Annotated in this window: 10 protein-coding genes; 4 read left to right on the forward strand and 6 right to left on the reverse strand. The window is 62.1% G+C overall.

Translation table 11 applies throughout. The features are described from left to right. Positions 1-236: 236 nt before the first annotated feature. Complete coding sequence (locus tag EIO64_RS17055) at positions 237-2,900, forward strand: transglycosylase domain-containing protein (RefSeq protein ID WP_158629830.1); 2,664 nt, start codon at positions 237-239, stop codon at positions 2,898-2,900. Positions 2,901-2,949: 49 nt separating this feature from the next. Here EIO64_RS17055 and EIO64_RS17060 read toward each other — a convergent pair whose 3' ends face one another. Then, positions 2,950-3,147, reverse strand: a complete 198-nt coding sequence (locus tag EIO64_RS17060) for an alpha/beta-type small acid-soluble spore protein (RefSeq protein WP_021747825.1) — start codon at positions 3,145-3,147, stop codon at positions 2,950-2,952. A 208-nt stretch (positions 3,148-3,355) separates the two neighbouring features. On the opposite strand from EIO64_RS17060, the gene EIO64_RS17065 reads away from it, so the two are divergent. After that, positions 3,356-4,219, forward strand: coding sequence for a DUF3795 domain-containing protein (locus EIO64_RS17065; protein ID WP_136891670.1), 864 nt, complete (start codon positions 3,356-3,358; stop codon positions 4,217-4,219). Continuing rightward, positions 4,216-4,686: an LURP-one-related/scramblase family protein gene (locus tag EIO64_RS17070; protein WP_021747823.1), complete on the forward strand. Its 471-nt coding sequence runs from the start codon at positions 4,216-4,218 to the stop codon at positions 4,684-4,686. Before EIO64_RS17065 ends, EIO64_RS17070 begins: the two co-directional genes overlap by 4 nt. A 51-nt stretch (positions 4,687-4,737) precedes the next feature. On the opposite strand, the gene EIO64_RS17075 is transcribed toward EIO64_RS17070, so the two are convergent. The 4 genes from EIO64_RS17075 to EIO64_RS17090 all read right to left on the reverse strand — a co-directional run bounded on the left by EIO64_RS17075 (position 4,738) and on the right by EIO64_RS17090 (position 8,987). After that, positions 4,738-6,462 carry a vWA domain-containing protein gene (locus tag EIO64_RS17075; protein WP_136891671.1) on the reverse strand — a complete coding sequence of 575 codons (1,725 nt, stop codon included), beginning with the start codon at positions 6,460-6,462 and terminating at the stop codon, positions 4,738-4,740. After that, positions 6,462-7,385, reverse strand: coding sequence for an AAA family ATPase (locus EIO64_RS17080; RefSeq protein ID WP_021747821.1), 924 nt, complete (start codon positions 7,383-7,385; stop codon positions 6,462-6,464). The genes EIO64_RS17075 and EIO64_RS17080 overlap by 1 nt, the downstream gene beginning before the upstream one ends. 100 nt (positions 7,386-7,485) lie before the next feature. Further along, the gene (locus EIO64_RS17085) at positions 7,486-8,532 is read right to left on the reverse strand and encodes a DUF4179 domain-containing protein (protein WP_119310856.1); all 1,047 of its coding nucleotides are present in this window, start codon (positions 8,530-8,532) and stop codon (positions 7,486-7,488) included. After that, positions 8,529-8,987 (reverse strand): RNA polymerase sigma factor, encoded by a 459-nt coding sequence (locus tag EIO64_RS17090; RefSeq protein ID WP_119310857.1) that lies wholly within the window; start codon positions 8,985-8,987, stop codon positions 8,529-8,531. The genes EIO64_RS17085 and EIO64_RS17090 overlap by 4 nt, the downstream gene beginning before the upstream one ends. Positions 8,988-9,172: 185 nt before the next feature. Here EIO64_RS17090 and EIO64_RS17095 point away from each other — a divergent pair, with 185 nt between their 5' ends. After that, positions 9,173-10,057 (forward strand): helix-turn-helix domain-containing protein, encoded by an 885-nt coding sequence (locus EIO64_RS17095; RefSeq protein ID WP_158629831.1) that lies wholly within the window; start codon positions 9,173-9,175, stop codon positions 10,055-10,057. Positions 10,058-10,109: 52 nt separating this feature from the next. Here EIO64_RS17095 and ygfK read toward each other — a convergent pair whose 3' ends face one another. Further along, on the reverse strand, positions 10,110-13,061 hold the full coding sequence (gene ygfK / locus EIO64_RS17100; protein WP_119310859.1) for a putative selenate reductase subunit YgfK: 2,952 nt from the start codon (positions 13,059-13,061) through the stop codon (positions 10,110-10,112). Between the last annotated feature and the right edge of the window lie 51 nt (positions 13,062-13,112).

Here is a 13,112-nt window from a genome sequence, read left to right on the forward strand (position 1 = left end):
AACTTTTGGAAATGTGGGAAACTGGGGCGCTGGGGATGGATTTATCCTGCCCAAAAGCAGAAAAACCATGCGGATAAGAAACTTTTTTTCGGTAAAATACGACATTTTCGATATTGACATGGGATGGTACAATAGAACATATTATGGAGGACTCTGAGCCTCTGCGGCCGCAGACAGGCGGCGCGGCAGACTGCTTTTGCAGAAAATTCAAATTCAAAAGAAGGAGGTGCTCTGCATTGGAACGCAGAAGACGGGAGGGATCCCATGAGATGATCCCCCGCCGGGAACCCAGACAGCAGAAAAGCACCAAACGAACGGGACACAAGGTCGTCTTCATCCTGGGGACGGTCCTGCTGGTGGGCATCTGCACAGTGGCGATGCTTGCCGGGCTTTTTATGATGTACGTCCGGACCACACTGGCCCCTACGCTGGAGGTCAACGCCGACGACTACACCATGAATCTCAGCTCCATCATCTATTACCAGGACAGGGACACCGGAGATTGGGTGGAATACCAGACCGTCTACGGCACGGAAAACCGCATCTGGGTGGACTATGAACAGATCCCGGACGCGCTGTGGCAGGCGGCCGTAGCCATTGAGGACCACCGATTCTTTGAGCACAACGGCGTGGACTGGACCCGAACCGCCTCCGCCACGCTGAACTTCTTCACCGGCAGCCGGGCCACCTTCGGCGGCTCCACCCTGACGCAGCAGGTGCTGAAGAACATGACCGGCGACGACGGCAACACCATCAACCGCAAGGTGCGGGAGATTTTCCGGGCCCTGGAGTTCGAGAAGAACTACACCAAGCAGGAGATCCTGGAGATGTACCTGAACACCATCTATCTGGGACAGGGCTGCTACGGCGTCCAGACCGCGTCGGAGTTCTACTTCGGCAAGGATGTGTCGGAGCTGGATCCGGCGGAATGCGCCTGCCTCATCGCCATCACCAACAACCCCTCCCTGTATGGTCCCATGTCCACCATCACCATCACCCGGGAGGACGGCAGCACCGTCACGCCCCGGGAGCTGAACAAGGAGCGCCAGGAGATGATCCTGACCCGGATGGCCGGCGGCAATGACGATGTGGGCGTCACCGGGCTCACCTATCTGACAGAGGAGGAGGCCGAGGCCGCCAAGGCGGAGGAGCTGCATTTCACGGACGGCACCACTTCCGCTCAGGACATTGTCACGGAGGCTACCGGCGGCGCCAATGTCAACTCCTGGTTCGTGGACCAGGTGCTGCGGGATGTCTCCGCGGATCTGGCGGACCTGTACGGCATCACCGAAAAAGAGGCCCTGAACCGGATCTACAACAGCGGCTACAACATCTACACCACGCTGGACCCGAAGATTCAGGAGATTGCGGAGTCTGTCTACGAGGACCGGGGGAGTCTGAACAACCTCACCTCCGCCAGCGGACAGCTGATCCACTCCGGCATTACCATTATCGAGCCCTCCACCGGCAACATCGTGGCCATGGTGGGCGATATGGGACCCAAGTCCGGAAACCTGCTGTGGAACTATGCAACGGATATCCAGCAGCCGGGTTCCTCCATCAAGCCGCTGACGGCTTATGCCCCGGCGCTGGATGCGGGGGCAGTCTCCCCGGCAACCACCTTTGACAACTACCCGGTCCGCCTGCTGAATGGGAATCCATGGCCCAAGAACTCGCCCAACACCTACACGGGCTGGACATCCGTGCGCAACGGTGTCAAGGCATCCATCAACACCATCGCGGTGCAGACACTGGAAAAGGTTGGGGTCACGGCGGCCTACCAATTCGCCACCGAAAATCTGGGGCTGAGTCTGGCACCGGAGGATATGAACGTCAGCCCGCTGGGGCTGGGCGGCCTGACTTACGGCCTCAGCACGGTGGAGATGGCGGCGGCCTACGCTGCTTTCGCCAACAGCGGTGTGTACAATGAGCCCAAGACCTACGTAAAGGTTCTGGCCAACGACAACTCCACCGTGGTGCTGGAAAAGGAGACGGAGCAGCGGGTGGCCATGAAGGAGACCACCGCCTATCTGATGACGGACATGCTGCGCCGGGCGGTGAATGAGTCCGGCGGCACCGGCGGCGGCGCTCGATTCAGCGGGATGCACATTGCAGGAAAAACCGGCACCACCAACGACAACTATGACCGTTATTTCACAGGCTACACGCCGTATTACTGCGCGGCGGTCTGGGTGGGCTACAAGAACAACGAGCGGATCAGCTACTCCGTGAACCCGGCGGCCTCCCTGTGGCGGCAGGTGATGGAGAAGGTCCATGCGGATCTGCCGGACAAGTCCTTCAACCGTCCCAGTAGCGGCCTGACAACGGTCAGTGTCTGCGCGGACAGCGGCATGCTGGCGACGGATGCCTGCCGCGCCGATTCCAGAGGGGACCGGACGGTATCCTATGAGGTGGCTGTGGGCACGGAGCCCACGACGGAGTGCACGCTCCACAAGATGGTGGACATCTGCACCGAGGGTAACTGCTTGGCCGGTGAGTTCTGCCCGGCGGAGTCCATCGTGCAGAAGGGCTATCTGGACTATGTGCGGGAGGATTACGGCGAGAGCATCACTGCCTCCGACGACGCCTATCTCATCAGCACCCTGGAAAAGGCGGTGGCCCCCACGGAGACCAGCCCCGGCGGATGTCCCGTCCACACGTCGGCTGCAGTTACGGACCCCGATGACCCGAATGGGGGGCTGGATCCCAGCGATCCCAACTGGCAGCCGCCTGATCCCAACGACCCTGATGTGCCCATAGATCCGGATACGCCGACAGAGGACCCCTCCGGCGGCGGAGACCAGCCTACGGAGCCGGATCCCAACGATCCCAGCGGCGGCTTTGGAGACGCCGGCGGCGATTGGTGGAGCGGTTTCTGGGGAGACAACACAGGAACATGAGAAAGCGGCCCGGCGATTGCCGGGCCGCTTCACTGTGTCCAGTGGGAAGTTACAGGTTCTTCTCGTAGGACTCGATCATCTTCTTGACCATCTGGCCGCCGACGGAGCCGGCCTCACGAGAGGACAGGTCACCGTTGTAGCCTTCCTTCAGGTTGACGCCCACCTCGGCGGCAGCCTCCATCTTGAACTTATCCATAGCCGCACGGGCCTCGGGAACGTTGATCTTATTGCTATTCTTGCTAGACATAATTGAATCTCCTTTTCATCATACATTTGTTGCGTGTGGGTTACTGGGTATCGCGAGCATAGTTTGACTCCGGGACGGGAGAATATGCGGTTTTTCTGGCGGAAAAATTTGTTGGCAGGGACGTCTTGGAGAAAAATGTCATAGATTTGTTACCCATCGGAAAGGCGGATTATGATATAATCTCAAAAAACAAAGGGAGGCACTGGCGATGGAGGGCATCTGCGGGCGAATGTGCGACGCATGTACCTGGAAAGAGCAGCTGGACTGTCCCGGCTGTCAGGATGGGCCGGGGCGCCGGTTTTCCGGCGGCTGTCCCATTGCGGACTGCTGCCGGGAGAAGGGGCATACGGCATGTGTGACCTGCACCTTTTCTACCGGCTGTGCCCTGCGGCGAAGAGATATGCCCCAGAACCGGCTGTGGGCCGTGGAGGCAGAGCGGGAGCGCCGGGCGCGGCTGGACCGGAATGCCCCTGTGCTGGCCAAGTGGCTGTGGCTGCTGTTCTGGCTGGTGACTCCCAGTGTTTTCAGCAACATTCTGACCATGGATACTGTGGCGGGAGCGTTTCCAACTGCCGGAGTCGTTGGAAATGTGCTGGCATTTCTGATTTCCCTGGCCTATGGTGTCCTTTTGTGGCAGCTGCGGGAGGCGGCAGGCCGGTACCGCACGGCGGCCCTGTGCTATTTGGCTGGCGGCATCATCAGCGGTGTGCTGCTGCTTCCGGCAATTCCGGAGGGGAACTGGCTGTGGTGGCTGCTCTCCCTGCCGGTCATGGTGCTGGAGCTCTGTGCCGCATATCAGGAGTTTTATGCCCATGCAGAGGTTTTGGAGGAGCTTGACCCGGAGCTGGCGGGGAAGTGGCGGCTGCTTTGGAAATGGTGGATCGGCCTGCTGCTGGGGTTGTTTGGATGCATCTTCCTGGCATTGATTTCGGCAATTCTGGGTCTTCTGGCGATACTGGCGGACGCCATCGGCCTGTTGGTGGTGGGGATCGTGAAGCTGGTCTATCTCTACCGGACAGCAAAGCGGTTCCGGGAATATCAGCCGGCGGCACTGCAGAAGGAGGTTCTATGAGATTATTGTTCAGACAGCGGCTGTTCTCCTGGTTTGACAGCTATGACATCTACGACGAGGCGGGGAACACCGTCTACACTGTGGAGGGAAAGCTGGCCTGGGGACACTGCCTCCACATTTTGAATGCGGCGGGAGACCACATCGGCACTGTGCGGGAGCAGGTGCTGACCTTTCTGCCCAAATTTGAATTGTACGTCCAGGATCAGTATGTGGGCTGCATCCAAAAGGAATTCACATTTTTCACGCCGAAATTTGACATCGACTGCAACGGCTGGCGTGTGGAGGGCGACTTCCTGGAGTGGGATTACCGGGTGACGGAGGCCTGCGGGGCGCAGGTGGCGTCCATCCACAAGGAGCTGCTCCACTGGACGGACACTTACGTGATCGACGTGGCGGACCCGGGCAGCGCGCTGTGCGTACTGATGCTGGTGCTAGCCATCGACGCGGAGAAGTGCTCCCGGAACTGAGCGCCGCCCAAGAATGAATGTAAAGCACGCCGCCCTTTCGGGCGGCGTGCTTTACAGACTGCGGATTTGGTTTTGGATGAGGGAACCCACCGTGTCGGCGAACTGGTCCAGGGAACGGATGCGGGCGAAGTTCCGGCCATAGACGGTGTGGGCGGCGGGCAGGTCGTCGTCATTCCCGGTGAAAACGCACATGACGTTGATGCCCTTGTAGGTCAGGGACCGGATCTCCATGGCGGTGTTCTGGATGCCGTTGTCCGCGGCGTATTCCACAAAGCTTCCGCTGTGGTTCATCTGGATCACGTCGTTGGGTTTCACGTCGGAGAGGAGGATTACCAGCTTGTGTTCGCTGGGGGAGTCTTCCAGTCCCTTGGCCAAGGCCCGGATGGCCAGGCCGTCCCGGTTGCAGCCGGTGGTGAAGTAATTGAAGATGCGGTCGTTTTTGCCCGTCTCATAGTAGTCCCGATAGCGGGTCACCACGGTGTATCCGCTGAGGGAGCAGAAGGAGGATACTCGCACCGGAATGTGGCAGCGGGTAAGGCTTTCGGCAATCATATAGCCTTGGGCGGCCACCACCGCCTGCCGGTCGATCTGGGAGCTGGAGGCATCCAGAAGAATGTCCACCGACAGGTCGCCGGGATCCGACTGGAGAATACGGGTGAACACCTTGTCGTCGTCCAGGTACACGCCCCGCCAGATGCGGCCGGCATCCAGCGCGCCGGAGGCGGCACGGACAGGGGTGGGCTGGAGATAAGCCAGCATGGCGTTGCGGATGCGGGCGGTGAGGCGGCGGATGCTGGTGCGGTGGCGGGTGGCGTCGGCTTCGTAGGCGGCCCGGTTCAGCTCCATCTGTCGCAGGGCGTTGCGCCGCTGGGCGGCCACATAGCCCTTGAGCTTTTCATGAGTGTCGTCTCCGGTGGCGTAGTACAGGTGGCAGCCCTGGTGCTCGTCCACGCAGAGCTCCCGCTCCAGGCTCTCCAGCTGCGACTGGTCGTATAAGGGGGCGCCGAAGTAGCCCCGCATGTATTTTCGCAGGGCGGCCTCCGTCTGGGCCAGGTTGTAGTCCGTCAGGCGGCGCTGGACCGGCTCTGCGTTGGCTCCGCCGCCCTGGCCCTTCACCAGATGCTCCCCGAACCCGTGGCCAAAGGCCCGCACGGCGGGCAGCAGGTCCGCCTCGGACCGGCGGCGGAAGGCGAAGAGGGGGCGGCGCCGTTTCCGCTCCTCCGACTCCTGGGCCTGGGTCTCGCCGGGGGTGAAATGGAAATAGGTGTGGAGGAATGCCAGGGCCCGCTCCGCAATGGCAGGGCCGTCCAGGTCTCCGGGGAACTCCAGGGCATCCAGCATTTCCCGGTCCCTGGGCAGCAGGGGCGGTTCGCTCTGCCCCAGGGCCCTGCAGAAGTGGGCGTTTTCCAGCGTGGCCAGCAGGTCGCCGGGATCTGCCCGCTGGTCCAGAGCCACGGCCCGGCGGGCATAGCTCCGCCGCAGGGAGGGCAGCGCCGGCCGGCGGGGAGCCTCCCGCTGGTAGACGGCGTTTTCCAGCCCCAGCCACAGCAGCTGCTCAAAGAGCTGTTCCTTGGAGCAGCCGTGGAGGGATTCAAACAGCCCTTCTATGGTCTCTGCTCCGTAATTCTTCCGCACGGCGCCGATGATGCTGTTCCAATACAGGTCTGCACGGCCATCCTCGTCGTATGCCTTGAAGTCTGGCTCAAAGGAGTAATCCGCAGCGGCGTTCCAGATCAGGTTCCGGGCCCGCCGCTTCTCACTGTCCAGGATCTCCATCAGTCAAACACATCCTCACGGCGGAGCGTCTCCGGCAGGCGGGTGCGGATCACGTCCCGCACCAGCTGCCGCTCAAAGTCATCAAAGGACTTGTTGACAAGGCCCAGATCCAGCGCCCGGTTGCCCTCCAGCCCGGTGCGCATCAGTCGCACGGCGGCCAGCAGGCCCCGCAGGTCCAGAGGCTTGGTAGAAAGCTCTCCGCCGTCGCATTTCTTCTGGATGTCCTGGAACAATCCGGCGAACTGCTCGGCATACACGCCTTTCAGAGAGGGGAACTCCCGCTTCAGGAGCTTGATGAGCCCCTCGGTGGTGATGGCGGGCATGTCGATCACCACGAACCGGGAGGCCAGAGCCTCATTCAGCTCCCGGGTGCCGGCGTAGCCGTAGTTCATGGTGGCGATGAAGCGGGTGGCGTCGTGAAGGGGAATGCGTTCATAGCCAGGCATGTCGATGGAGCGGCGGAAGTCCAGCGTGGCGTGGAGCACCGCCAAAGACTCGTTCTTGGCCATGTTGATCTCATCCAACACGCCGAAGCCGCCGGTCTCCGCACACTGGTAGATGGGGCCCTTCCGCAGCTGTACGGCGCCGTTTTCAAAGGTGTCCGTGCCCAGCAGGGTGGCGGCGTCTGTGTTGATGTAGAAGGACACGTTCCAGCTGGGGCGGCCGAACACGGTGGCCAGGTTTTCCGCCAGCACATTCTTGCCAGTGGCCTTGGGGCCTACCAGCAACAGGTTCTCTCCGCAGAGGATGGCGGTGATGGCCTCCTCCCAGATGTCCTTTCCATAATAGAGATACCGGGGATCGGGGACCCGGCGCCGCAGGGTCTCGTCCTCCTCCGGATAGGCGTCCCGAAATTTTTCGATCTCCGCAGTGATGTCGGCGCTGACGCCTTCATCCCGCAGAAATTCCAGCATATCCAACATAGTGTGAACCTCCCGTGTTTTCTGACTCTATCATAGCATGATTCCTGAAAATGGCAAGAGAAAAAGGCGCGCCCGACATTCACCGGGCGCGCTGAAAGGATCAATCTGTATTCTCCAGGGGAAAAGTCACTTGCCAGAGGCCCTCCGTCAGGGTGGCGGCGGTATAGAAGTTGCCGTGGAGGGTGCATCCTGCCAGCTCCTCCGGCGGGACGGCAAAGAGAAAGTCCATATAATCCGTCCGGCCGCCAGCCGTCTCACCTGTAAAATAAGAGATACCGGTACAATGGAATTCCCTGCCGTCGGCATCTTCCATCCACAAAAACGCGTGGTTGTCCGTCCTGGAGGCGTCTCCCCGGCACAGCTGGATGTGGAAGAGGCCGTCTGCGTAACCGGCGGCTGTGATGGGCAGGCCCTCCGCGGGCTCCGCCAGGACTTCACCGGGTTGCAGCATTACGGAAGCCAGATCGCCGCTTCCACCGGTGGCAGAGTAATAGGTCACCTCCGGCTCCCTCACCCCTGCGGCAGGGGGATCAGCCCCCCAGGTGAGGGCGGTCTCCGCCTCTTGGGCATAGTTCGTCAGCTTCAGGTCCACCGTCACGCCCTCCATCGCCTTCTTGCCTGTCAGCAGCTGCCGGACGGAGAAGGTCATCTTGCCGCCGGTGGGAATGGGGGAGCCGTCCATGGTTTTCACAGTGCAGAGAAAAGTGACTGTCCCGGTGGCCTCGTCCCAGGCCACCCGCTCACAGCGGCCGGTCTGGTCAAAGGGCAGGTGGAAGGACCAACTGTCAAACAGGTCTGTGGTGGCGTCCACAGGACCGCCGGAGAGGACGATGTACGCCTGGGCAGTGTCTCCCTCCACCCGGACGGCCGCTACCTCCATGGTGATGCCGCTGTCCGTGCAGGCTTCCTGTATCGGCTGGAAGAACTGGGCTACGGCGGGGGCAATCCGGTATAAAACCGCATATCCCGTCTCCGACCGGACCGCCAGGGCTGGGGTAGCCAGCAGCACTGCCGCCACGGCAGCGGCCGCCGCCAGCCGGCGCAGGGGGAGGCGGTGTCGGTCAGGGTGGGAGAGAGTCTTGCGGATCAGGTCCGGCGACGGGCCGACAGGCTCGTTCATCCGGCGGTAGGTTTTGGAAAAGTTCATATATCCTCCTTCAGCAATGTCCGCAGCTTCTGCCGGGCCCGGGTCAGCTGTGCCCGGACGGTGGAGGGAGACCGGCCCAGAATCCGGGCGATCTCCTCCGTCTGATAGCCCTCATAGTAGAACAGGTGGATGACGGCCCGGTATTTGCCGGGGAGATGGGCCAGAGCCTCGTCCACAGCGGATTCCACGGAGTCTTGGTAGGAATAGACATCCTCCAGCGGGAGGGTCCGCATCCGCCAGGGGGAGGCCAGCAGGCTCCTTGCGCAGTTGGCCGTCACCCGTAGGAGCCACGCACGTCGGTGTTCCTCATTCGCAAAATCCGGAGCGGACCGGTGGAGCCGGAGAAAAACCTCCTGAAACACGTCGTCGGCGTCGCTGCGGGAGCGGGTCATGGCGTAGGCCAGCCGGTAGACTGCGGAGCCGTATTGCGCCACGGCTTCGGCGGTATCGGGCATGTGATCACATCCTTCTGTAAGGAATACCCGGCAGAGGGCGGAATTGCTGCAAAGAGAAAAAACATTACATTTGTTTTGGCGGGAATGTTGCGTTTGGTTGCGGCGGTGTCAGGTGGCTGTGGTGGACTTTCCCGGCGGCGCTTGGTATGATGGGACCAGCGAAAGAGACTGGAGGAGGAAGACTCATGACCTTTGGAGAGAAGCTGACCGGGCTGCGGAAGCGGGAGGGGCTGAGCCAGGAGGCCCTGGCGGAACAGCTGGGCGTCTCCCGTCAGGCGGTGAGCCGCTGGGAACAGGGGGCGGCCCTGCCGGACGCGGCGAAACTGCTGCCCTGCGCCCGGCTGTTCAGCGTGGACGTGGAATGGCTGCTGGATGAGGAACAGGATGGGGAGGATCGGCTTTCGGCGGCGGAGTTCCTGCAGGGAACGGAAAGGCCCTCTGTTCACAGAGACTGGCCCTGGTATATCGCCGGCGGCATCGTCACCGGCGCGGGTTCTTTGGGTATGGTGACCATGGGGATTCTGAGCGCCGTCTTTCCTGTCGTGGTTTCCGAGGCTCCGGCGGGGGTGGAGTGGGTCCGCATCTACACCGGCCTGGCTGGTTTTCTGAAAGCTCACGGCGTAGAGTGGCTCTTTGCCCTTTGGGCGGCGGTGGCCCTGGCGGGGCTCTGGCTGCTGGCCCAGCCGCCTATCCGGCGACGGGAACAGACGGCCTCCCAGTTTTCCTCCTGGTACGCCGCGGGCGTGGCGGTAGGGCTGTACGGCGTCGGTCAGACCGCCTGGTATGTCCAGCTGGGCAAGCTGAGAGACCTGCCTGTGCTGGCCCTTTTCCTGGCGGCGGCGGTCTGGTGCACGGTGCGGCAGTTTTGGCGGCTGGGCGGGGAGCCGGACGAGACCCGCAGGCGGCAGGAACGGATCATTGCCCTGCTATACACCGTCGCACAGGGAGTCCTTCTCCTGCTGACGGCGGAGGCGGGCTTTGGCCTGGTGGCGCTGGTGCTCCATATTGGGGTGTATTTCATCTGCGCTGCAGCCATAACCTGGAGGCGGTCCGGCAGGGGAAAGCACTAAACACAAAAACAGGAGGCCGGTCTCCCGGCCTCCTGCCTTTGTGTCTGTTCGGTTATCCCATCAGATAGGCGTACTTGGTCAGCACCGTCCAGATGAACACCTCGATGTCGGCGGGCAGGTCGTTCTTGGCGTCCAGATCTGCCTCGAACACCTTGCTGTCCAGGCGCACCAGCACCTTCTTCCCGCCCAGAGGCAGGAAGCCCTGATTGTTTACACTCTCGTCAAAGCCCTCCCGGGTCAGGAACAGGGTGAACTTCTCCCGGTAGGGGGCGGAGTCGTAGGGGCAGAACACGGCGCAGTTGCCGCACTCGTTGCACATCCGGTCCACATGGAGGATCTGCTGGCGGCCGTCCGGCAGCTCGATGACCACATTGGCCCGGTTGGGGCACACGTCGGCGCAGACCTGGCACACCACGTTGCAGGTCAGGCACCGGTTGCCCTCGCACTTGGCGCTCTCGCAGAGGACGCCCTTCTTGGCGACGGCCTCCTCCCGGGTGGCTACGGCCTTGGCGGGGATGGCAAACTTGTGGGCCTCGCCGATGACGGCATTGGCGAAATACTGGGCGTCGGCAATGCCCTCCACCACGGTGGCGGGCCCGCGCATGGCGTCGCCGCCGGCGTAGACGCCCTCGAGATTGGTCTTGAAGGCGGGGATGCCCTTCTCGTCCACGGTGATGCCGTTCCGGGTGAAAACCTCGCTCTCAACCTTCTCGCCCACGGCGGAGACCACGGTGTCGCAGGGGATCTCCACCATTTCGCCGGTGGGGACGGGCTTGCGGCGGCCCTTGTCGTCCGGGTCGCCCAGCTTCATCTTCTCACAAATCAGCTTGCCGTCCTTCTGCTCCACAGGGGCTACCAGCTCCAGGAACTCCACGCCGTCGGCAATGGCCATCTCCAGCTCCTCCGCATCGGCGGGCATATACTTCTTCGTCCGGCGGTACACCAGGGTAGAGGATTTGGCCCCGGCCCGCAGAGCGGCCCGGGCGGCGTCCATGGCGGTGTTGCCGCCGCCCACCACGGCCACATGGCCCAGGGAGACGTCCTTACCCGCCTTCATGTCGCGCAGCCAGCCGATGACCGGCACCACGTTGCCGGGGATGTCCAGCCGTCCGGCCTTCCAGGCGCCTACGGCGAAGAAGATGTGGGTATAGCCCTGTGCCTTCAGCTCTGCCACAGAGGGGGCCTCGGTGTTCAGCTTTACCTCCACGCCCATCTTCTCCATCAGAGCCACGTCCTTGTCGATAGCCTCGTCGCTGATGCGGAAGGCGGGGATCACCTGCCGGACGATGCCGCCCAGGCGGTCCGCTTTTTCAAACAGCGTCACGGGGATGCCCGCCCGGCCCACGAAGTACGCCGCGGACATGCCGGTGGGACCGCCGCCGATGACGGCCACCTTCCGGCCGTCCGTCACCGGCGCGGGAGGCGTGATCTTGGACATGTAGGCGTCATAGCCCTTTTCGGCCGCCACCAGCTTGGTGGCGCGGATGTTCACGGGCTCGTCGTAATAATTCCGCATACACTTGGTCATGCAGTTGTGGGCGCAGATGGTGCCCGTGATGAAAGGCAGGGGGTTCTTCTCGGTGATGAGCCGCAGGGCGGAGGCGTACGCGCCCTTCCGGCACAGCTCGATATACTCCGGAATGTCCTGGTGGATGGGGCAGCCGCCCTTGCAGGGAGCGGTGAAGCAGTCCAGCAGGGGCACCTTGTCATACAGCTTGCGGCGGGGCAGGGGCTTGATGGCTTTCACATGGTACTTGTCGGACCGGGCCGCCAGAGAGAGGGCCTCGATGCCGACCACGTCCACGCCGGTGAAGGGCTTGAAGTCCAGAGCGTCCAGCTTGTCTCCGATCTGGGTGAACCGCTGGTAGCCGCCGGGCTTCAGCTCGGTGGTGGCCATGGTGATGGGCCAGATACCGCAGGCGAACAGCTTGTCGATGTTGAAGGCGTCGGCACCGCCGGCATAAGAGAGGCGCAGCTTCCCGCCAAACTCCTTGGCCATCATGGCGGCCATGGTGGTGGTCAGGGGGAAGAGGGACTTGCCCGCCATGTACATCTCCTCGCTGGGCAGTTCCCCGGCCTTCACGTCCACAGGGAAGGTGTTGGAGAGCTTCAGGCCGAATTCCAGCCCCTCCTTGTCTGCCAGGGCCTGGAGGCGGTGGAACATGGGCACCGCGTCGGCGTACTGCAGGTCCTCCTTGAAGTGGTGATCGTCGAAGGCGATATAGTCATAGCCCATGGAGTCCAGAATGGACCGGGCGGTCTCGTACCCCAGGATGGTGGGATTGCACTTGACGAAGGTGTGCAGGTGCTTCTTCTCCAGCAGGTAGCTGGCGATCCGCTCGATCTCGTCCGGCGGGCAGCCGTGGAGGGTGGACACCGTCACGGATCCGGACACATGGGGAGTGATCGTGTCGATATAATCGCTTTCTCCCGGGAAGAACTCCTTCAAAACAGCGATGCACTCCTGGAAGATGGGCGTCTTGGAGGCGTCCACCATGCCGTTCAGGAAGGTGTCGATCTTCTCACCCTGGATGCCTGCCAGGTCATAGCCCACGGACATGTTGAACACGAATCCGTTGGGATCGCCCAGACCATAGACCTTTGCCATGATCTTCAGGGCGCACCAGGCCTTCACATACTCCTCAAAGGCCTGCTGGACATACAGCTCCGTGGACCACTCGCAGTTGTAGCACTCATCCTCCGCCAGGATGCAGGGGCGGTTGATGCAGGCGGCCAGATCCGCGCCGTCCATCTTCTGGACGGTCTTCAGCTCGAAGAACCGGGCGCCGGCGAAATAGCCGGCAATGATGTTCTGGGCCAGCTGGGTGTTGGGGCCGGCGGCGGGGCCGAACGGAGTCTCGATGGTCTCCCCGAAGATGGGGAGCTTCTTCATGCCGGCCTTGTAGGGCTTGTGGACGCCGAACACGGCGCCGTCCCGGCGGTATTCGGTGGTGATCCAGGTCATCAATTCCCGAAAGGGAATGGGGGTCATTAACTCAGACATAGTTTTTCCTCCTCAGAATAACTCCTGAAATACGAATGCGCACTGCTTCCG

The sequence above is a fragment of the Dysosmobacter welbionis genome (genome assembly GCF_005121165.3).
Lineage (GTDB): Bacteria > Bacillota > Clostridia > Oscillospirales > Oscillospiraceae > Oscillibacter > Oscillibacter welbionis.

Bases quoted from the DNA above. Each gene is read 5' to 3' on its own strand.
- EIO64_RS17065 (WP_136891670.1), top strand. From the start codon at position 3,356: ATGGAGGGCATCTGCGGGCGAATGTGCGACGCATGTACCTGGAAAGAG.
- EIO64_RS17070 (WP_021747823.1), top strand. From the start codon at position 4,216: ATGAGATTATTGTTCAGACAGCGGCTGTTCTCCTGGTTTGACAGCTAT.
- EIO64_RS17075 (WP_136891671.1), bottom strand. From the start codon at position 6,462: ATGGAGATCCTGGACAGTGAGAAGCGGCGGGCCCGGAACCTGATCTGG.
- EIO64_RS17080 (WP_021747821.1), bottom strand. From the start codon at position 7,385: ATGTTGGATATGCTGGAATTTCTGCGGGATGAAGGCGTCAGCGCCGAC.
- EIO64_RS17085 (WP_119310856.1), bottom strand. From the start codon at position 8,532: ATGAACTTTTCCAAAACCTACCGCCGGATGAACGAGCCTGTCGGCCCG.
- ygfK (WP_119310859.1), bottom strand. From the start codon at position 13,061: ATGTCTGAGTTAATGACCCCCATTCCCTTTCGGGAATTGATGACCTGG.
- EIO64_RS17095 (WP_158629831.1), top strand. From the start codon at position 9,173: ATGACCTTTGGAGAGAAGCTGACCGGGCTGCGGAAGCGGGAGGGGCTG.
- EIO64_RS17090 (WP_119310857.1), bottom strand. From the start codon at position 8,987: ATGCCCGATACCGCCGAAGCCGTGGCGCAATACGGCTCCGCAGTCTAC.
- EIO64_RS17060 (WP_021747825.1), bottom strand. From the start codon at position 3,147: ATGTCTAGCAAGAATAGCAATAAGATCAACGTTCCCGAGGCCCGTGCG.